The organism is Sphaerisporangium perillae (genome assembly GCF_023276435.1).
Classification (GTDB): Bacteria; Actinomycetota; Actinomycetes; order Streptosporangiales; family Streptosporangiaceae; genus Sphaerisporangium; species Sphaerisporangium perillae.
Map to the genome: position 1 here is coordinate 111,406 of NZ_JALLPO010000018.1, position 18,290 is coordinate 129,695.

16 protein-coding genes are annotated in these 18,290 nt (G+C 71.3%); 9 read left to right on the forward strand and 7 right to left on the reverse strand.

Features of this window, described 5'->3' with window-relative positions; all coding sequences use genetic code 11:
• Nucleotides 1-94: 94 nt before the first annotated feature.
• Nucleotides 95-256 (reverse strand): helix-turn-helix domain-containing protein, encoded by a 162-nt coding sequence (locus MYF83_RS44330; RefSeq protein WP_372500193.1) that lies wholly within the window; start codon nucleotides 254-256, stop codon nucleotides 95-97.
• Between the two features lie 262 nt (nucleotides 257-518).
• On the opposite strand from MYF83_RS44330, the gene MYF83_RS19105 reads away from it, so the two are divergent.
• Both MYF83_RS19105 and MYF83_RS19110 read left to right on the forward strand, forming a co-directional pair.
• Nucleotides 519-1,931 carry a bifunctional cytidylyltransferase/SDR family oxidoreductase gene (locus MYF83_RS19105; protein ID WP_248961823.1) on the forward strand — a complete coding sequence of 471 codons (1,413 nt, stop codon included), beginning with the start codon at nucleotides 519-521 and terminating at the stop codon, nucleotides 1,929-1,931.
• A 57-nt stretch (nucleotides 1,932-1,988) separates the two neighbouring features.
• Nucleotides 1,989-3,908: a CDP-glycerol glycerophosphotransferase family protein gene (locus MYF83_RS19110; RefSeq protein WP_248961824.1), complete on the forward strand. Its 1,920-nt coding sequence runs from the start codon at nucleotides 1,989-1,991 to the stop codon at nucleotides 3,906-3,908.
• Between the two features lie 34 nt (nucleotides 3,909-3,942).
• On the opposite strand, the gene MYF83_RS19115 is transcribed toward MYF83_RS19110, so the two are convergent.
• Nucleotides 3,943-5,004 carry a glycosyltransferase family 2 protein gene (locus tag MYF83_RS19115; protein WP_504974231.1) on the reverse strand — a complete coding sequence of 354 codons (1,062 nt, stop codon included), beginning with the start codon at nucleotides 5,002-5,004 and terminating at the stop codon, nucleotides 3,943-3,945.
• Between the two features lie 88 nt (nucleotides 5,005-5,092).
• Between MYF83_RS19115 and MYF83_RS19120 the strand changes: the two genes are divergently transcribed.
• Complete coding sequence (locus MYF83_RS19120; protein WP_248961825.1) at nucleotides 5,093-6,556, forward strand: LCP family protein; 1,464 nt, start codon at nucleotides 5,093-5,095, stop codon at nucleotides 6,554-6,556.
• A gap of 70 nt (nucleotides 6,557-6,626) precedes the next feature.
• Here MYF83_RS19120 and MYF83_RS19125 read toward each other — a convergent pair whose 3' ends face one another.
• Together MYF83_RS19125 and MYF83_RS19130 are read right to left on the reverse strand one after the other, a co-directional pair.
• Nucleotides 6,627-7,289 carry a hypothetical protein gene (locus MYF83_RS19125; RefSeq protein ID WP_248961826.1) on the reverse strand — a complete coding sequence of 221 codons (663 nt, stop codon included), beginning with the start codon at nucleotides 7,287-7,289 and terminating at the stop codon, nucleotides 6,627-6,629.
• 221 nt (nucleotides 7,290-7,510) lie between these two features.
• Nucleotides 7,511-8,341, reverse strand: a complete 831-nt coding sequence (locus tag MYF83_RS19130) for a phosphoribosylaminoimidazolesuccinocarboxamide synthase (RefSeq protein ID WP_248961827.1) — start codon at nucleotides 8,339-8,341, stop codon at nucleotides 7,511-7,513.
• Nucleotides 8,342-9,219: 878 nt separating this feature from the next.
• Between MYF83_RS19130 and MYF83_RS19135 the strand changes: the two genes are divergently transcribed.
• Nucleotides 9,220-10,425, forward strand: coding sequence for a hypothetical protein (locus MYF83_RS19135; RefSeq protein ID WP_248961828.1), 1,206 nt, complete (start codon nucleotides 9,220-9,222; stop codon nucleotides 10,423-10,425).
• A gap of 28 nt (nucleotides 10,426-10,453) precedes the next feature.
• On the opposite strand, the gene MYF83_RS19140 is transcribed toward MYF83_RS19135, so the two are convergent.
• Nucleotides 10,454-11,263, reverse strand: a complete 810-nt coding sequence (locus tag MYF83_RS19140) for a class I SAM-dependent methyltransferase (RefSeq protein ID WP_248961829.1) — start codon at nucleotides 11,261-11,263, stop codon at nucleotides 10,454-10,456.
• 143 nt (nucleotides 11,264-11,406) lie between these two features.
• Between MYF83_RS19140 and MYF83_RS19145 the strand changes: the two genes are divergently transcribed.
• Nucleotides 11,407-12,771 (forward strand): glutamine synthetase family protein, encoded by a 1,365-nt coding sequence (locus tag MYF83_RS19145; protein WP_248961830.1) that lies wholly within the window; start codon nucleotides 11,407-11,409, stop codon nucleotides 12,769-12,771.
• A gap of 64 nt (nucleotides 12,772-12,835) precedes the next feature.
• On the opposite strand, the gene MYF83_RS19150 is transcribed toward MYF83_RS19145, so the two are convergent.
• Both MYF83_RS19150 and MYF83_RS19155 read right to left on the reverse strand, forming a co-directional pair.
• The gene (locus MYF83_RS19150; RefSeq protein WP_248961831.1) at nucleotides 12,836-13,129 is read right to left on the reverse strand and encodes a TetR family transcriptional regulator C-terminal domain-containing protein; all 294 of its coding nucleotides are present in this window, start codon (nucleotides 13,127-13,129) and stop codon (nucleotides 12,836-12,838) included.
• Between the two features lie 37 nt (nucleotides 13,130-13,166).
• A complete protein-coding gene (locus tag MYF83_RS19155) occupies nucleotides 13,167-14,315 on the reverse strand; it encodes a hypothetical protein (protein WP_248961832.1) in 1,149 nt (382 codons plus the stop codon).
• A gap of 228 nt (nucleotides 14,316-14,543) precedes the next feature.
• Between MYF83_RS19155 and MYF83_RS19160 the strand changes: the two genes are divergently transcribed.
• Genes MYF83_RS19160 through MYF83_RS19175 form a run of 4 tightly spaced genes read left to right on the forward strand, consistent with a single transcriptional unit; the run spans nucleotide 14,544 to nucleotide 18,287 of the window.
• On the forward strand, nucleotides 14,544-14,936 hold the full coding sequence (locus tag MYF83_RS19160; RefSeq protein WP_248961833.1) for a GntR family transcriptional regulator: 393 nt from the start codon (nucleotides 14,544-14,546) through the stop codon (nucleotides 14,934-14,936).
• The gene (locus MYF83_RS19165; RefSeq protein ID WP_248961834.1) at nucleotides 14,933-15,823 is read left to right on the forward strand and encodes an ABC transporter ATP-binding protein; all 891 of its coding nucleotides are present in this window, start codon (nucleotides 14,933-14,935) and stop codon (nucleotides 15,821-15,823) included. Before MYF83_RS19160 ends, MYF83_RS19165 begins: the two co-directional genes overlap by 4 nt.
• Entirely contained in the window at nucleotides 15,820-16,872 is a 1,053-nt protein-coding gene (locus MYF83_RS19170; RefSeq protein ID WP_248961835.1) for an ABC-2 membrane transporter-related protein, read from the forward strand. Before MYF83_RS19165 ends, MYF83_RS19170 begins: the two co-directional genes overlap by 4 nt.
• Nucleotides 16,869-18,287 (forward strand): S41 family peptidase, encoded by a 1,419-nt coding sequence (locus MYF83_RS19175; protein ID WP_248961836.1) that lies wholly within the window; start codon nucleotides 16,869-16,871, stop codon nucleotides 18,285-18,287. The genes MYF83_RS19170 and MYF83_RS19175 overlap by 4 nt, the downstream gene beginning before the upstream one ends.
• Nucleotides 18,288-18,290: the final 3 nt, after the last annotated feature.

The window sequence follows — 18,290 nt, forward strand, 5'->3', positions numbered from 1 at the left end:
GTCCCCCACGTCGCCGTGGAGGGCTTACCGCTTCCGCTACGCCGCTTGCGCATCGTAGATTCCGGGCGGGGCCAGGGTCGGAGTATGGCGAGCATCACGATCGAGATATCGCAAACCCAGCATCCTTGATCACCGTCACCGAGGAAGGGACCGCGGGCAGCGCACGGGACCAGCGGACCTCCACGTCGCCGATCTTCGCCAGATACAGCCGCTGCGCAGCGTCAGGGTAGAGCCGGAAGTTGTACCGCGACCTCATGCCAAACCACCCCCACCTTGGTGACGCTCTGCTGCCAGTCGATTACTCGAACACATTAGCGTCCAGGCCGCGACCGCGCACGCCGAACACCGACACTTCAGGTGAGTCGCAGCCGCCTACGGCTGACGCACCCAGCTCCGACGATCGTTCCCAGGGGGATGACGCAGAGTCCATGGATGAATGCCGCTTGTGATGGGGGCGGTGGTGCCGGGTAGGGGTCAGTAAGGTCAGCCGTGAACGAGTAACAGAAGGAAGTCCTACTTTGGCCGCACAGGAACCACGCCTGCGGACCGTCGGGGTGGTCCTCGCCGGCGGGATCGGGCAACGCGTCGGGCTGAACACCCCCAAGCAGCTTCTCAAGATCGCTGGGCGCCCGATCATCGAGCACACCCTCACCGTCTTCAACGGCGCGCCGGAGATCGACGAGATCGTCGTCCTGATGGCCCCCGGCTTCACGGCCGAGGTCGAGCAGATCGTGAAGCGGGGCGGCTTCCACAAGGTGAGCAAGATCGTGGAGGGCGGCGCGACCCGTACCGAGTCGACCTGGCGGGCCCTGCTGGCGCTCGGCCCCGAGGAGTGCGACGTGCTCCTGCACGACGCGGTGCGCCCGCTGCTCGAGCCGCGCATCATCTCCCAGTGTGTCGAAGCCCTCAGGACGTACTCGGCCGTGGACGTCGCGATCCCCTCCTCCGACACGGTCGTGGTGGCCGTGCCCGGACCACGAGGGGAGATCATCCGCGACATCCCCGACCGTTCCCGGCTGCGGCGCGGCCAGACCCCGCAGTGCTTCCGGCTCTCGGTGATCAGGGAGGCGTACGAGCGCGCCTTCGCCGACCCGGAGTTCGAGAAGCAGCCGGCGACCGACGACTGCGGCGTGGTGCTGCGTTACCTCCCGGACGTCCCCATCTACATCGTGCCGGGCAGCGAGCACAACATGAAGGTGACGCACCCGGTCGACGTCTACATCGCCGACAAGCTCTTCCAGCTCGCCTCCAACACCGCGCCGGTGCCCTCGGGTCCCGCCGCGTACCGCAGGGCGCTCGCGGGCAAGACGGCGGTGGTGTTCGGCGGCAGCTACGGCATCGGCGCCGACATCGTGGACCTCGCGACCGAGTACGGCGCCAGCGTCTACTCGTTCTCGCGCAGCCAGAACGGCGTGCGGGTGGAGGACCCGGTCGCGGTGTCCGATGCCCTGGACCAGGCCGCCAAGGACAGCGGGCGCATCGACTACGTCGTGAACACCGCCGGTGTGCTGCACATGGGCAAGCTCAGCGAGGTGGACGACCTGACCGTCGAGGAGACCGTCGGCGTCAACTACCTCGGGCCGGTCAACATCGCCCGGGCGGCGATCCGGCATCTGCGCGAGACCAAGGGCCACCTGCTGCTCTACACCTCCTCGTCCTACACCCGGGGCCGCGCCGACTACAGCCTGTACTCCTCGACGAAGGCGGCCGTGGTGAACCTGACGCAGGCGCTCGCGGACGAGTGGGCCGAGTACGGCGTGCGCGTCAACTGCGTGAACCCCGAGCGCACCGGCACACCCATGCGGGCCCGCGCCTTCGGTGATGAGCCGCCCGCCACGCTGCTGTCGCCTCGCGCGGTCGCGCAGACCTCTATCGACCTGCTCATCTCGGGCCTGACGGGCCAGGTGATCGACGTCCGCCGCACCCCCTGACCGGCCGCGCGCCCTCGCCTCCCCTTTTGGCACGGTGTGGCGGGTAGGTCACACGCCGTGACTGGGTACGGGACCATCATCGCGGGGGACACGACCGGGGGGCCGTCGATGGGGTGGGTGCGTCGCAACGTGCGTGGAGCGTTCCTCGGGGGGCTGCTCCTGCTGTCCTTTCCGGCGCTGTTCCTCACCGCCCTGTATCCGTTCCCGGCGGGCTTCGCCGTCGCGGCGGCGGTGTCGTACGGGGCGGAGGTGGCGGCGGGGCGCCTGGCACTGCCGGTGGTCGACCGGCTGGGCCGGCTCCACCTCGGGCTCAGCGTGCGCTTCCTGGCCCGTGAGATCGCCGCGGTGCTGCTCGTGGCCCGCGTGGAAGGCGCCGGCTCCGGGTGGTTCGTCCTGCTCTGCTGTGGCCTCCTGCTCGTGCACGCGCTTCGCGCCGCGCAGGCCGGCGCGGCGGTGTACCTGGACCACTGCCTGAACCGCATGCCGGTGATGACGAGGAATCTCGATGTGTCCGATCTCCGGATCCCGGAGGAGCCTCTGGGCGGGCTCGCGGGCCGGCACGGCGTGCGGCTGTTCTCCACGGGCGTCCTGCCCGTCGGTGCGATCGCCGTGGGTGCGATCACCGGCCGGTACGTCCCCGGCCTCGGAGCGGACGGCGCCGGCGCGGCGGCGGGGGGTTCCTGGCTGAGCGGGGCGGGGCCGAGCCTGACCGGGCTGGGCGTAGGAGGCGTCGGGGCGGCCATCGTGCTCCAGGTCGCGGCGCTGCTGCTGTCGCTGCCGCTCGCGCGGCTCGCCGCGCCGCTGGCGAGGCGCGAGCGGGTCATCGGCGTGGTGGACCGGCAGGTCCAGGCCTACCGCCCGGAGGTGATCTTCTACTTCTCCGGCGCGCCGACCTCCGTCTATCAGGCCACCATGTGGCTGGACACGCTGGCGCGGCTCTCCCGCCGCACGATCGTCGTACTGCGCGAACGCGAGCTGCTTCCGCTGCTCGGCCCGACGCCCCTCCCGGTGCTGTGCGTGCCCTCGGCGGTCGACCTGATGAACCTGCGGGGGCTGGACGGCGCCCGCCTGGCCCTCTATGCCTCCAACGTCGGCAAGAACATCCACCTGCTGCGCGTGCCGGGCCTGCGCAGCGTGTTCATCGGCCACGGCGACAGCGACAAGGAGGCGTCGTTCAACCCCTTCTCCAAGGTGTACGACGAGGTGTGGGTGGCCGGGCCGGCGGGCCGCGACCGCTACCTGCGCGCCCAGGTGGGCGTGCGCGACGAGAACATCGTCGAGGTGGGCCGCCCGCAGCTGTCGGGGATCCGGCGGAGCGGGCCGGGCCTTGAGGCGCTCAGCGTGCTGTACGCACCCACCTGGGAGGGCTGGACCGAGGACCTGTTCCACACCTCGCTCATCACGATGGGGCCGCGCATCGTCCGGACCCTGCTCGGGCACCTCCCCGCCGTGCGGCTGATCTACAAGCCGCACCCGCTCACCGGCGAGCGCGACCCCCGCGCCGGGACCGCGCACCGGAAGATCGTGGCGATGATCGAGGCCGCGGCGCCGGAGGCAGGGCACCGGATCGTCACCGGTCCAGAACCGCACCTGTACGCCTGCTTCAACGACTGCGACCTGCTGATCACCGACATCTCCAGCGTGGTCGCCGACTTCGTGGCCGGCGGCAAGCCGTACGCCGTGACGAACGTGGCCGGGATGGCCGGCCACGTCTTTCGCGAGCGGTACCCGAGCGCGGAGGCGGCCTACCTGCTCGGCCCGGACCTGCGGGAGCTGCCGTCCGTCCTCGCCCAGCCGCGCGGCACGGGCGAGGACGACCTGGCCAGGGCGCGGCGCAGGATGAAGAGCTACCTGCTCGGCCCCGACCATCCTGACGCGATGACGCGCTTCGACGACGCGGTCAACCGCGCGCTCGACAGGACGCCCGACAGGGCGGCGCTCCAGCGTGCGGCCTCGGCCCTGGAGCCGCGGGCCTGACCCCGGGTCCCTGGCCGGTCCGCGGCGACCAGGCCTAGAGCCCCGGGCCGCCGGGGCCTGAGGCCGTCCCCCGCGGCGGCTTGCCGAGGCTCGGCGGGCTGGTGAGAAAGCCCCAGCCCCACGAGATGTGCATGGTCGCGTACACCACCGGCAGCCGGAGCAGGGCGCCCGGGGCGAGCCCCCGACCGGTGACCAGCGAGCCGGCGAGGATCGCCGCGATGTACGCGCCGGGGATCAGCAGGCCCGGCCAGTAGAACGGCGACACGACCAGACCGAGCAGCATCGCCACGACCGCGAGCGGCGGGGCCAGGTAGCGGAGGTTGATCGTGCCCTCGTGGGTACGGGCCACGACCCTGCGCCAGCGGCCGTAGTGGAAGTACTGCTTGGCCAGGGCCTTCACGGTGGGCCGCGGCCGGTAGGAGACGCGCATGCGCGGCTGGAACCACACCAGGCCGCCGGTCTCGCGGATGCGGTGATTCATCTCCCAGTCCTGCGCGCGCTGGAAGTGCTCGTCGTAGCCGCCGACCCGCTCCAGCGCCTCCCGCCGGAAGACTCCAAGGTAGACGGTGTCGGCGGGGCCCGGCTCACCTCCGGTATGGAACCGCGCGTTGCCCACGCCGATCTTGGAGGTCATCGCGCACGCCACGGCCTGCTCGAACGGCGTGACGCCCTCGGCGGCCATGATGCCGCCCACGTTGTCCGCGCCGGTGCGTTCGAGCGTCTCGACCGCCACCTGGAGGTAGTCCTCCGGGAGCATGGCGTGCCCGTCGACGCGGGCGATGATCCCGTTGCGGGACGCGGTGATCGCGGCGTTGAGCGCGTTCGGCGTGCGTCCGGTGGGGTTGGGCACGACCGTCACGCGGGGGTCCTCGGCCGCGAGGGCGTCGGCCACCTCCTGCGTGCGGTCATGGGACGGGCCGATGGCGAGGACGACCTCGATCGGACCGTCGTAACGTTGCGCGAGTACCTGCCGCACGGCCTCACGCAGGTGGCGCTCTTCGTTGAGCACCGGCATGACGACCGAGATCGGCGGCCAGACTCGTGTGGTCTGGCTGGTTCGGGGCGAGTCGGGGAACTCCTTCATGGCGGCGCTCACGCTACTGTACGAGCGGGTGGGGACGGCAACCCATCGGGCGGCGCGAGCGTCCTCACCGGTGACCGTTCGAGGCGGAGGGGGCCACCACGTGACCGACGACGACTCTGGTGTCCACGTCGGAGGCGACGCGTACGGCGGCGTCCGGCTGTCCCAGCGCCGCACGAAGCGGGCACGGTCGAGCGCGCGCACCGTCATCGTCACCGGCGCCCTGTCGAGCGCTGTGCTGCTCGGTTCCGGCGTCCTGTGGTTCCTGTCGAGCTACGCCACCAGCCAGATCAAGTCGGTCGAGGCGGGCACGACGGAGTCGGACGCGCGCGGCGCGATGAACATCCTGCTCGTCGGGGTGGACAAGCGGGACGACCTCACGCGGCGGCAGCAGAACCAGCTCCACCTCGGCCGGGAGGTCGGCCAGCGCAGCGACACGATGATGGTGATCCATCTCTCGGAGGACCACTCGAAGATCACGGTGGTCAGCCTGCCCCGCGACAGCTGGGTCGACATCCCGGGCAAGGGCACCCATAAGATCAACTCGGCGTACTCCCTCGGCGGCGCGCCGCTCGCCGTCCGCACCGTGCGCAACGCGACCGGGCTGACGATCAACCACTACATCGAAGTGAACGTGCTGGGGTTCATCAACGTCGTGGACGCCCTCGGCGGCGTCTCGGTGTGCACCCCGGTCGCCATCGACGACCAGCACACGAAGTTCAAGCTCCAGCCCGGCACCTACGAGCTGGACGGGGTGAAGGCGCTGTTCTACGCGCGCACCCGCGCCACCGCCCGTTCGGACCTCGACCGCATCGACCGGCAGCAGCAGGTCATCTCGGCGCTGCTCCAGCGGGCCCTCAGCGGCGGCACCCTCGCCAACCCCGCGAAGCTCACCGGGCTGGTCTCCTCGACCCTCAAGACCCTCACCGTCGACCAGGCCCTGGCCAAGGACCTGCTCGGCCTCGCCGACCAGCTCAAGGACGTGTCCACCGACGACGTGGCCTTCACCACGGTCCCGCTGGCCGACGTGAACTACCAGGCCCCCACGGGCGAGTCGGCGGTGCTGTGGGACAAGGCGGCCGCCCGCGACCTGTTCAGGCGCATCGCGGCCGACGAGCCGCTGGTCAAGCCGGCCACCGCCAAGAGCGCCACCCCGACGCCCTCCGCGACGTCATCGGCCTCCGCGCTCACCGTCGCGCCCTCGCGCATCGCGGTCCGCGTGGTCAACGGCACCGCCATCACCGGCCTCGGCGCGCGGACCAAGACCGACCTGCTGAAGGTGGGGTTCCAGGTGCCGTCTTCCCCTGGCGACACCACGCCCAGGAACCACGTCGAGACCCTCGTCCGCTACCCGGCCGGCCGTGAGGACTCCGCCCGCACCGTCGCCGCCGCCATCCCCGGAGCCGAGCTGCGCCAGGCCGACGTCCCGGGCATCGAGGTCGTCGTGGGCTCCAAGTACAAGGGGACCAAGAAGGTCACCGTCAAGGAGGCCGCCCCCACGGCCACGCCCTCCGCCACCACGACCCCGATCGCCAAGACCGCCACCGAGAACATCTGCAAGAATTGACCCACCGTCCAGCCGCGCCCGCGGCCCGCCCTTCCCCGTCCGCGAGACAGCGCCCGACGGGGTACGGGACTCACGCGAGGGCGGGCCGGTCGGCGCGGTCCACCGGGCCGTGCTGCGCCTCGCCCTGGGCCACCCGCCAGCCCAGCGGGGCCAGCGCGAGCCAGTAGCACACGGCGCCGATGGGGAGCAGATCCAGGTCGACCGCCATCACGGTGGTGCCCACCACGATCAGGACCGGGCTCCAGCCGCCGACCCGTGGCGGCTTGGCCATCGCGAGCAGCACGACCAGGGCGAGCAGGCCGACGTAGAACAGCACCGGCCCCACGGTGTAGAACGCGGGCTTCACCCCGGCGTAGCCCTGCACCTGCTCGAAGAGCCGGCTCATCTCCGGATGGTCCGCCGCGCGCATGCCCACGACGAGATCGATGACGATCTGCCCCACCGAGGCCGCCAGGCCGAGCAGGGCGATCACCGTGCTCCCGGTCGCCGTGAGCTTCAGGCCGGTGGTACGGCCGGTCACCATGCGGCGCAGGCCGAGGACGACGGGGCCGAACAGCAGCAGCCCGATCAGGAAGGCCACGTGGCCGGTGGTCCAGGCGACGCCCGGCCCCCGGACGCCGTCCATCCCGTCGAGCAACCGGAGGATCCCGTAGGCCAGGACGAGAAGCGGCGCGGCGACGAACGACATCCCGATGTAGACGTCACGGGGGGTGGGGAATGACCGAATCGACATGCTCCGATGATGGGCCGCGCCCCCGCCCGCCCCCATCAGGGATGACCCCCGACCCGACCCTGACGCCTCCCCCATCGCACCCCGGCACGGCCCCCCATCGACCCATGACAGAACCCCGCGAATCCGGGATCATGGGGGGATGGCGCCCCTGACACGGGCACTGTATGGGCGCGACGGGGCACGTTGAGGGCCGCGCGGCCACGGCGAGTTGAGGGCTCCGGCTACAAGGACTTGCCGGTGATGCGCTCGTACGCCTCGAGGTAGCGGGCGCGGGTGACGTCGACGACCTCCTGGGGAAGCTCGGGCGCGGGCTCCTTCTTGTCCCACCCGCTGCCGGTGGCCCAGTCGCGGACGTACTGCTTGTCGAAGGCGAACTGCGGGCGGCCCGGCTCCCACTGGTCGGCGGGCCAGAACCGCGATGAGTCGGACGTCAGCACCTCATCGCCCAGCGTCAGAGTGCCGTCGGCCGCCCGGCCGAACTCGAGCTTGGTGTCGGCGATGATGATGCCCCGCTCGGCGGCCAGCTCCGAACCGCGACGGTAGACCTCGAGCGTGAGTCGCCGCAGCTCCTCGGCGGTCTCGGCGCCCTCCTGGGCGGCCACGTCGTCGTAGGTGATGAACTCGTCGTGCGCGCCGAGCTGAGCCTTGGTGGTCGGCGTGAAGACCGGCTCGGGCAGCTTGGAGCCCTCCACGAGCCCGGCCGGCAGCGCCACCCCCGACACCGAGCCGCTCGCCTGGTACTCCTTCAGGCCCAGCCCGGCGAGGTAACCGCGCGCGATGCACTCGACGGGCACCATGTCGAGCTTGCGGCAGCGCACGGCCCGGCCCGCGAACTCCTCGGGGACGTCGGTCGCCGAGATCACGTGGTTGGGAACGACGTCCGCGAGCTGCTCGAACCACCACAGCGACAGCTGCGTCAGGACCTTCCCCTTGTCGGGGATCGGCGTCGGCAGGATCGCGTCGTAGACCGAGATGCGATCGGACGCCACGAGGATGATGTCCCCTCGGTCCTCGTAGACGTCCCGGACCTTCCCGGAGTGGAGAAGCTTCACCCTGCCCCCTGCTGTTCCGCTTGCGACCGGGCACAAGGCTACCGCCGGCCCCCTGGCCGCCCTGCAGGTGGCCGCGCCTTCGCGCCTGCCCGCGTGGACGCCCGAAAAGCCTGGTCACGACGGATGTCGTGCGGCCCGGCCGGTGAACGCGACCGGCCGGCTCCTGTCCGTGCCGCTCGATGGATCGGGCACTGCATACCAGAGATCGACAAATCATCCTAACTACTACCAATGCTCGCTATAAGCACTTATCCCCTTGACCTGGACAGGTCAGGCCCGTAAAGATCGACACCTGTTAGTGGTCGGAAGTGATACCTCGCATTCGTTTCATCTGCTCCATCCCGCCGTACGCAGGTACTGACCGCATGTCGCACGATGTACCCGCTCAGGGAGAATCAGGCAGCGCCATGAACGATCCGAGAGAAACAGGACCGCATAACGAGCCGCTCCCGGGCGGCCCGACCGCACACGGCGCCCAGCCCCCGCACGACGGACAACCTCCGTATGGCGGGCAACCTCCACACGGCGGGCAACCCGCGTACGGCAGCCGGCCTCCGTACGGCCAGCAACCCCCGCACCGCGGGCAACCTCCCTACGGCGGACAACCCGCGTACGGCAGCCGGCCTCCGTACGGCCGGCAACCCCCGCACGGCGGCCAGCCTCCGCACGGCGCACAGCCTCCCTACGGCGCACAGCCTCCGCACCACCAGCAGCCTCCGCGCGGCGGGCAGCCTCCGTACGGTCCGCCGGGGGCTCCCGCCCAGCCGCCCTACGGCGCCACGCCTCCGTGGCAGACCATGCCCGGGCCCCGCGGACCTGTACCGCCCGCGCCCGGAGGCCCGCGGCGGCGGCGCGGGCTCCTCATAGGCGGCGCGATCGTGCTGGCCTGCCTCGTCGTCGCCGGCGGCGTCGGGGTCGGGGTCGTGACCGTCATCTCGAACCGCGCCGCCACCGTGACCACCCCCACACCGGTCGCCAAGCCGACGGGCCCGGACACTGCGGCCAAGCTCCGCGAAGCGGTGTCCAACCTCTCCGGCCTCCCCGCGATCCGCTACAAGGGCACGCTGGGCGGCGCGAGCACCAGCGTGGGTCTCGATGTCACGGTGATGAAGGGGGGAGCGGCTTACGGCAGGTTGACCGTGAAGGGCAGCAAGGTGGACGTGCTGTCCGTGGACGACTTCTCGTCGAAGAAGACGTTCCTGAAGGGCAACCTGGGCTATTGGACCGCCAGAGGCGTCCCGGCGGCCATCGCCAAGAACTACCTCGGCAAGTGGGTCAAGATCCCCGCTGGCAAGACGACCGCCACCGCCTTCGACACCCTCGTCCCGTCCAAGCTGGCACAGATGGTCAACCCGCCCGGGACGACACCGCACGCCGCGCCGGAGCCGGGCAAGCAGGTCAACGGAGTCCCGACACAGGTGCTCCTGCTTCCGATCGGCCGGGTCCACATGACCACCACGCCGCCCTATCGCATCGTCCGCATCGAGCTGCCGAAGACGGGCGGCGACGGCGGTGGGCTGGGCGGCGGCAAGGATCCCGGCATTCCCGGCATCACGGACGTCGCCGGCCAGGGTCGTCCGGCATTTCAGCCGGCGCTTTCCCGGCCGTCCACTGGCCGGCTCGCTGGAGGACACCTCGACCTGACGGCGCTGAGCCCACAAGACGCGCAGGTCTCCGCCGGCAGCCTTAAGGCCAAGATCGGGCAGCTGCGGAGTTCGATCGACTCGCAGGTGAGCATCCAGGTGAAGGGCACCGGAAGCCTCTCACCCTGCGACTCCTCCGCCTGCACCGCCCACGCGCGGCTCGGCAACCGTCTCCTCGGCAAGGATCCCGACCACCGGCTGAAGCCGAAGGTCGCCATCGACGTCACCATCGCCTTCCGCCTGGACGGCTCGCCGATCGGCTCGTGCAAGCGCACGATCGTCATGCGGATGAACAGCGTCGGCGCGGTATCGTGCGGCATCACCTACCACGCCAACCCCGGCCAGAGCCACTCCATGGCCGCACGGATCACCGCCCTGCCCCGCAGCATGACCAAGGCGAGCATCGACGACATGCTGGAAGTCCTGAAAAGGAAGAATTGACGCGCCGGAGCCGTCCGCCGGCGACGTGTCAGGGCACGACCGCGACGGTGATCATGTGGTCGGCGACGCCCAGCAGGGTCGGCTCGTGTTCGGACCGGCGGGCGACGTCCAGCAGCAGCGCCCTGCGCTCCGGATCGTCCAGCCATTCGTCGATGTCGGCGTAGAGGGCGAAGACCCCTTCCAGCGCATGGCGCCGCGCGTCGGGCAGCCCCGCGTCGGCGAACTCGCCGATGATCTCGTCGGAGTCGTGGAAGTACGCGGTGGTGAAGCCCACGCCGTCGTTCTCCCGTAACAGCCCGGTGCGCGCGCACTCGTCCGCGACTTCGCGCACGGCCGGGTCGGTGTAGCGGTCCAGCCGGATCATGTGGTGCACGGCGGCCCATCTGCTGATGGTCGCCGCCGCGACCATCCCGCCCGGGCGAGCGACCCGGCGCGCCTCGGCCAGCGCACGTACCCGGTCACCTCTGGTGGTCAGGTGGTACAGCGGGCCGAGCAGCAGGACGGCGTCCGCCGAGGCGTCCGCGGCCTCCAGCGCCCGCGCGTCGCCGAGACGCGCCACGACCCCGGCCAGCCGCCCGGCCTGCTCGACGTGCGTCGGCACCGGATCGATCAACTCGACGTCGTAGCCGTCGGCCGCGAGCCACTCGGCGTGCACCCCGCTGGCACCGCCCACATCGAGCACGCGGGCCGGCGCGGGTGGCAGGACTCGGCGCAGCACATCCTGCGTGCGCCAGAACTCCAGCCGGTTACGGCCCGAGCGCAGCCGGCCGTCTTCCCTGCCCTGCAAGTAGTGCCCCATGACCTCCGGGGCGATGCGCGAGGACGGTGATCCGCTCATGCCCGCAAGCATGCCCAGGCGAAGGCCGCGGCATCAACGTCTTTATCGGGGCTCCCGGTCGACACGGACGTGCCCGACCATGGCTCCTGTGGCCGGCGGCAGAGCTCCGGCAGGACGACACTGGGGGTGCGGAGGTGAGCGGAATGGATCAGCAGGAGCGCGCACGACGGGCCGGAGCCGCGCGGAAGGCGGCCGAAGACCTCGCCGCCAGAGGCGTGACCGGGGTCGCCGTCACCTGGGTGGACACCAGCGGCGTGACCAGGGTCAAGGCCGTACCGCTCGCGCGCCTGGAGCACGCCGCGGCCTGGGGCATCGGCGCCTCGCCGGTGTTCGACGCCTTCCTGCTGGACGACTCGATCGTCAGCGGCCGCTTCGCCGGTGGGCCCGTCGGCGACCTGCGCCTGTACCCGGACCTCGACCGGCTCGCGGTGCTGACCGCGCTTCCCGGCTGGGCATGGGCGCCCGCGGACAGGTACGACCAGGATGGCGTGCCCCATCCCCTGGACGCCCGATATCTGGCGCGGCGCGAGACCGATCGGCTGGCCGTGGACGGATTGTCGGTCCGGGCGTCGTTCGAGGTGGAGTGGGCCGCCTCCATCGGCGGTGGCGACGAGTTCGTGCCCGCGTGCACCGGCCCCGCCTACGGCATGACACGGCTCAGCGAACGCTCCGGCTACCTGCGTGACGTGGTCGAGGCGCTCACGGCGGCCGGCGTCGCGGTGGAGCAGATCCATCCTGAGTACGCCGCCGGCCAGTACGAGGTCTCGGTCGCGGCCGAGGATCCCGTCGGGGCGGCGGACACCGCCGTCCTGGTCCGCGAGACGATACGCGCGGTCAGCCTGCGTCACGATCTGCGCGCGACGTTCTCCCCCAAAGTGCTGGCCGACGGGGTCGGCAACGGCGCCCACGTCCACCTGAGCCTCTGGCGGGACGGCGTCAACCTGATGGCCGGCGGCGAGGGCCGTTATGGCCTCACCGCCGCCGGAGAGGGATTCGCCGCCGGCATCCTGACCCGGCTGCCGGCCCTGCTCGCGATCGGCGCCCCGTCGGTGGCCAGCTACCTGAGGCTCATCCCGTCCCACTGGGCGGGCGCGTTCGCGTGCTGGGGGCTGGAGAACCGCGAGGCGGCGATGCGGTTCGTCACCGGATCGACCGGCGAGCGACCCCAGGCGGCCAACCTGGAGGTCAAGTGCTTCGACGCGGCGGCCAACCCGTATCTCGCCATGGCGGCACTTATCGCCGCGGGCCGCGCGGGCCTCGCCGATGGCGGCACGCTCCCCCAGTCCGTCGAGGTCGACCCCGCCTCCCTGGGCGGAGATCGCGGCATCGCGCCCCTGCCTTCCTCTCTGGGCGCGGCACTCCAGGCGTTCGAAACGGACGCCGTGCTGAAGGACGCCCTGGGCCAGGCCTTGATCGACACCGTCGCCACCGTCCGCCGCGGCGAAATCGCCCTCTTCGATGGAGCCACCCCCGAGGAAATAGCCGCACGCACCCGCTGGAAGCACTGAACCCGCGGCCTGCGAGGCCGGGCGTTCGCGGAGGTGGTGGGTCACGCGGAGATCAGCGGTGTCTCTACCGGCTGATGGCCCGCAGGACGGAGACGATGATCGCGGCGTGCTTGTCGCGGTCGGCGTGGATGGCGGCACGTTGCGTTCCGGGGGTGAGCACGATGAGTCGCAGGACGCCGCCCATGATGGCGTCGACGATCAGGTCGGGGGAGGTGCCCGGTGGCAGTTCGCCGCGGTCGAGGGCGGCCTGCACGATCCAGCGGCCGCCCCCGACCTCTCCGTACACGGTGAGGGCGGCGGTGAGCACCCGCTCCTCGATGCCCGGGTCCCGGTGGTCGTCCCCGCACCCTAGAGTCAAGTTCCGACTGCGGCAAGGAGTCGGCGCACGCCCGGGTTCACCCGGTGCCGGACCCAGGTCCAGAACCGGCGAACGCAAGGGCTGTGCCCGGTTTGCCCTTCCGACCGGCCGTGCCCCGGATCAGCAGCACCTGCCCGGCGATGAAGGCGACGGCGGCCAGCGAGGTAAGGGTCACGACCGCAGGCATGTACCAGGCCGGCCCGGAGTGCAGGACCTCCGGAACGGGCTCGCCGCTGGCCCCGCTCAGCATGAACGGCGAGGCCGGCGCCGCCGCCACGAGCAGGAGCAGGTACGGAAGCCCCGCCACGCCGTGCGCGACGAGCAGGGGCGCGCTCACCCCGGCCCGCCGCGCGACCGCGGCCAGCACCAGCGTGACCGCCGCGGCGGCGGCGAACAGCACGGCGAAGTTCCACGCCACTTTGGTCGCCTGCTCCATGTAGAACTCGCCCACCCCCGCGTACTGCTCCCCGTCGGGGCCGCGCACGGTTTCCCGCGCCATCCGCTCAGCCTGGCCGATTGCCACGAAGTTCAGCACCGCGACGTTCGCGCCCGCCAGCGGCAGGTGGACCAGGATCGTCCGGGCCGCCCGGGAGACCGGCGCCGGACGCCACCCCGTGGTCGCGGGCCGGGTCAGCAGGAAGACGGTCACCAGGTGCGCCATGGCCGCCGCGCCCAGCACCGCCGCGTGGGCAGGGGTGTACCAGTCCGGCACGGCAAGCTCCAGAAAGTCGCGTGCCTCGGGTGAGCGCGCGACGGAGGCGTCCGCCGGCGGCCCCGTGAGTGCCAGCGCGGTGAGGCCGCCCAGGTACGGCGGGGTGAGCATGCCGGCGAGCAGCAGGCCGGCGGCCTTCCCCCTGCGCGATCCACGCCACAGCAGGGCTGTGACGCAGGTGAACAGCCCCGTGGCGACCAGAAAGAAGTACACCGCAGGCCGGCCGCCGGCCGCGGCGTGCTCGGCGTACCCCGCCAGTTCTGCCCGCACCGCGCCGGTGATCCGCCGGGTGCGCATGGCTGTGACGATGTCCAGGGTCCGCTGGATGCGCGCCGCCGCGGAGGTGGTCGCGGTGCGGTCGAGCAGGCCGACGACCAGCCCGAACACCGCGACCTGCCCCGCGACGGCGATCAGCCACGTCCGCCGGCCGCCCGCCGCGCCTCCTGAGGACATGCCGGGATCAACCGAAGACATGCCCGGACACTCCCAGCACGCCGGTAAGCCGCCCGTAAGCCGCCCGTAAGCGAGAAACACCAGGCTCCCGGCTCCGGCAGCCGAGCGCGGTCACGGGCACAGGCCGGTACCCGCGGGCGATCTCCGGGTCGGTTGCCGCCGCCGTGCGACGGTCTGCCGCAGCGATCCTTATGGCCCTTTAACGCCTAAGAGCCTAAAGTGCTAGCAGCCTAGATAGATGGAGGAACGGTGATCGAGTTCCATCTGGACGGCCGGTCCGGCGTCTCGCCGTACCTGCAGCTGGTCCAGCAGGTGCGGCAGGCGCTGCGGCTCGGTCTGCTGCGTGAGGGGGATCGGCTTCCGACGGTCAAGGAGGTGGTGGCGCGGCTGGCGATCAATCCCAACACGGTGCTCAAGGCCTACCGGGAACTCGAGCACGAGGGGTTGGCGGCCGCCCGGCCGGGGGTCGGGACGTTCGTGACGAAGACGCTGACCGACGCCTCGCTGGCCGCGCACGCCCCGCTGCGCAGGGAGTTGCAGCGCTGGCTGGCCAAGGCCCGCCTGGCCGGCCTCGACGACGAAAGCATCGAGGCCCTCTTCATGACCACCTTTCGGACCACCGCACAGGAGGACATAGCGTGACCTCTGTCCTAGAAGCCCAGGCACTGGGCAGGAAGTACGGCAAGCGCTGGGCGCTGCGCGAGTGCACCATCGACATCCCGGCGGGCCACGTCGTGGGGTTGGTGGGTCCCAACGGAGCCGGCAAGACGACGCTGCTGAAGCTGGCCTGCGGTCAGCTCGAACCGAGTGCGGGCGGCGTCACCGTGCTCGGCGGCCGGCCCGCGGGCACGCCCGCGCAGCTGGCCAGGGTCGGGTTCGTCGCCCAGGACACCCCCGTCTACGCGGGACTGACCGTCGCCGATCACCTGCGATTAGGCGCCCGGCTCAACCCCCGCTGGGACGAGGCCATGGCACGGGAGCGCATCGCGCAGCTCGGCCTCGCCCCCGCCCAACGGGCGGGCAAGCTGTCCGGCGGCCAGCGCGCCCAGCTCGCCCTCACCCTGGGCCTGGCCAAGCGGCCCGAGCTGCTGATCCTGGACGAACCCGTGGCCTCGCTCGACCCGCTGGCCCGCCGCGAGTTCATGCAGCACCTGATGGAGGCCACCGTCGAGCACCAGTTCAGCGTGGTGCTCTCCTCCCACCTGGTCTCAGACCTGGAACGGGTCTGCGACTTCCTGATCGTCCTGGTCGACTCCCGCGTGCAGGTGGCCGGGGAGGTCGACAGGCTGCTGGCCACCCATCACCGGCTCACCGGCCCACGCCGCGACCCCGACCGGCTCCCCGCCGACCAGCACGTGATCTCCGCCAGCCACACCGACCGGCAGAGCACCTACGTGGTCCGTACCGACACGCCGATCCACGACCCCGCCTGGACGGTCACCCAGCTCAGCCTGGAGGACCTGGTCCTGGCCTACATGGACAAGCGCACCGCCGACAACCGGCGCGCCGCCCTGGAGGTGCAGCGATGATCTGGCTGACCTGGCGCCAGCTGCGCGGCTCGGCCGCCATGATGGCCGCCGTACTCGTCATCCTCGCCGTCGCCCTGGCCCTGACCGGCCCCGACCTGGCCTCCGACTACACCGCCGGGATCGCCGCTTGTGCCCAGGACGACACCTGCGGCCGCTTCTACGACCGCTTCTTCGGCGCGTACGATCTGCCGTTCATGGCGGTCAGCCTCGTGGTGCTGCTCCTGCCGGCGTTGGTCGGGCTCTTTTGGGGAGCACCGTTGATCACGCGCGAGCTGGAGGCGGGCACGCACCTGCTGGTGTGGAACCAGAGCATCACCCGCGGCCGCTGGCTGGCGATCAAGCTCGGGCTCACCGGCCTGGTAGCCATGGCCGCCGCCGGCGTGTGCGGCCTCGCGGTGACCTGGTGGTCCGACCCCCTGGACAAGTCGGCCCCGGCGGGCTTGGCCTTGATGAGTCCCCTGGTGTTCAGCGCGCGCGGCATCGCCCCCATGGGATATGCGGCCTTCGCCTTCGTCCTCGGCGTGACCGTGGGCATGCTGGTGCGCCGCACGCTGCCCGCCATGGCCCTCACCCTGGCCGTCTTCGTCGCGATCCAGCTCGCCATGCCGCTGCTGGTCCGTCCCCACCTGATGCCCCCGGTCACCTCGACCTTCGAGCTCAGCGCGGTGAACGTGGACGGCTTCGGCATAAACCGGGACCGAGGCGGATATGTGGAGGTTCGCCTGAGCGATGCTGTTCCCGGCCACGGGGGCGCCTGGGTCCTGTCCAGCAAGCTGGTCGATTCGTCCGGACGTCCGGCCACCAGCCCCGAACCCGGAGTCGGGATCGTCCAGGTCTCGACGACGTCGGGACCCTGCTCACCGGCGGGACAGCAGGGCATGAGCGCGTGCCCGACGGAGGTCAACCGGCTCGGCTACCGGCAGCAGGCGACCTACCAGCCCCTGGAGCGCTTCTGGCCCTTCCAGTGGATCGAGACCGGGATCTACGCCCTGCTCACCCTCGGCCTCACGTGGTTGTCCTTCTGGTGGATCCGCAGGCGCCTGTCATGACCATCATCAGGATCGCGGCCGCCGGGCTCGCCCTCCTCCTGGCGGCGGCCTGCACGGCGCCGGCGCCGCCGCGCGGCGAGGTGAGCACGGCAGCCAGTACGGCCTGCGCGCGGCCCGTACGGCCCCCCGAAGCGGAGACGCCCACCACGATCGACGTCATCGAGCAGGCGTACTTCTGCATCCTCGGCAACTACTACAGCGGCGCCACACTGGACGCCCGCTCGCTCCTGACCGCCGGATTCGTCGCCCTGACCCAGGAGCTCAACCGCGACGGGCGCGACCTGCCGGGGGCCACCATGCCCGCGCTGACCGGTGACCGCAAAGCCGACTGGGCGGCCTTCGAGACCGCCTACCGGAAGATCACCGACCAGGTCCCCGGCCTGCGCGACAAGCTGGCCATCGTCACCCTCGAGGCCATCGTGGCCGGCCTCGGCGACAATCACGCCCGCTGGGCACACGACGTCAAGCGGCCGCTCGACTACTACGACGGCGACGGCTACGGCCTGGGACTTGCGGCGAACGTCAACGGTCCCCAGGCGGACGGCGACCCCGGCGTCACTCTCCCCCCGCTGTTCGTCACCACCGTGCAAGGCGGCGCGGCGCAGGCGGCCGGGCTGCGTCCGGGCGACCTCATCGAATCGATCAACGGATCGGCGCCCTTCATCGACGGCCAGGCCAGCCCCGCGATCAACGCCCTCTACCCCCAGTATCCGGAAGCGCGGCCGGTCCAGTTGCGGCTCCTGCGGCAGAGCACCGGCCGCCGCTGGACCGTGACGCTCAAGCCCGGCCTCTACCCGCGGGATCCGGCCGCCCTGCAAGCGGTGCAGTCGAAGCTGCTGGACGACGACATCGCCTACGTACGGATGACCGGATTCGCCCCCGACTCCGCGAACCGGGTCCTGCGGGCGATCACCAGGCTGCGCACCGGCCGGACGCTGACCGGCGTCATGCTGGACCTGCGCGGCAACGGCGGCGGCAGCCCCACGGAGGCGACCCGGCTGGTGAGCGCGTTCGCTCACGGCAAGGTCACCGCCTACCAGTGCACCGTGGACGGCAAGTGCCAGATTTCACGGACCGACGACACCGTCGAGCTGGTCGGCCTGCCGCTGGTGGTGCTCACGGACGCCGGCTGCGCCTCGGCCTGCGAGCACTTCAGCTCCGCGGTCAAGGACCTGCGCATCGGCCAGTTGGTCGGCACCAGGACCGCCGGGGTCATCTCCGGCCCGGCGCAGGGGTACCTGCTCAGCAACAACACCACGCTGGGCTTCCCCACCAGACACCACCTCGGGCCTAACCGCGAAGTGATCGACCGGATCGGCGTGCCACCCGACCACTACGTGCCCCTGACCCCCAAGGACGCGGCCGCCGGGCACGACCCCGCCCTGGCCAAGGCCCTGGCCTTGCTGCACAAGTGAACG

Excerpts from the sequence above, each read along its gene's own strand:
- MYF83_RS44330 (WP_372500193.1), bottom strand. The coding sequence starts at position 256 with ATGAGGTCGCGGTACAACTTCCGGCTCTACCCTGACGCTGCGCAGCGG.
- MYF83_RS19125 (WP_248961826.1), bottom strand. The coding sequence starts at position 7,289 with ATGTCGATTCGGTCATTCCCCACCCCCCGTGACGTCTACATCGGGATG.
- MYF83_RS19140 (WP_248961829.1), bottom strand. The coding sequence starts at position 11,263 with ATGAGCGGATCACCGTCCTCGCGCATCGCCCCGGAGGTCATGGGGCAC.
- MYF83_RS19145 (WP_248961830.1), top strand. The coding sequence starts at position 11,407 with ATGGATCAGCAGGAGCGCGCACGACGGGCCGGAGCCGCGCGGAAGGCG.
- MYF83_RS19155 (WP_248961832.1), bottom strand. The coding sequence starts at position 14,315 with ATGTCTTCGGTTGATCCCGGCATGTCCTCAGGAGGCGCGGCGGGCGGC.
- MYF83_RS19170 (WP_248961835.1), top strand. The coding sequence starts at position 15,820 with ATGATCTGGCTGACCTGGCGCCAGCTGCGCGGCTCGGCCGCCATGATG.
- MYF83_RS19175 (WP_248961836.1), top strand. The coding sequence starts at position 16,869 with ATGACCATCATCAGGATCGCGGCCGCCGGGCTCGCCCTCCTCCTGGCG.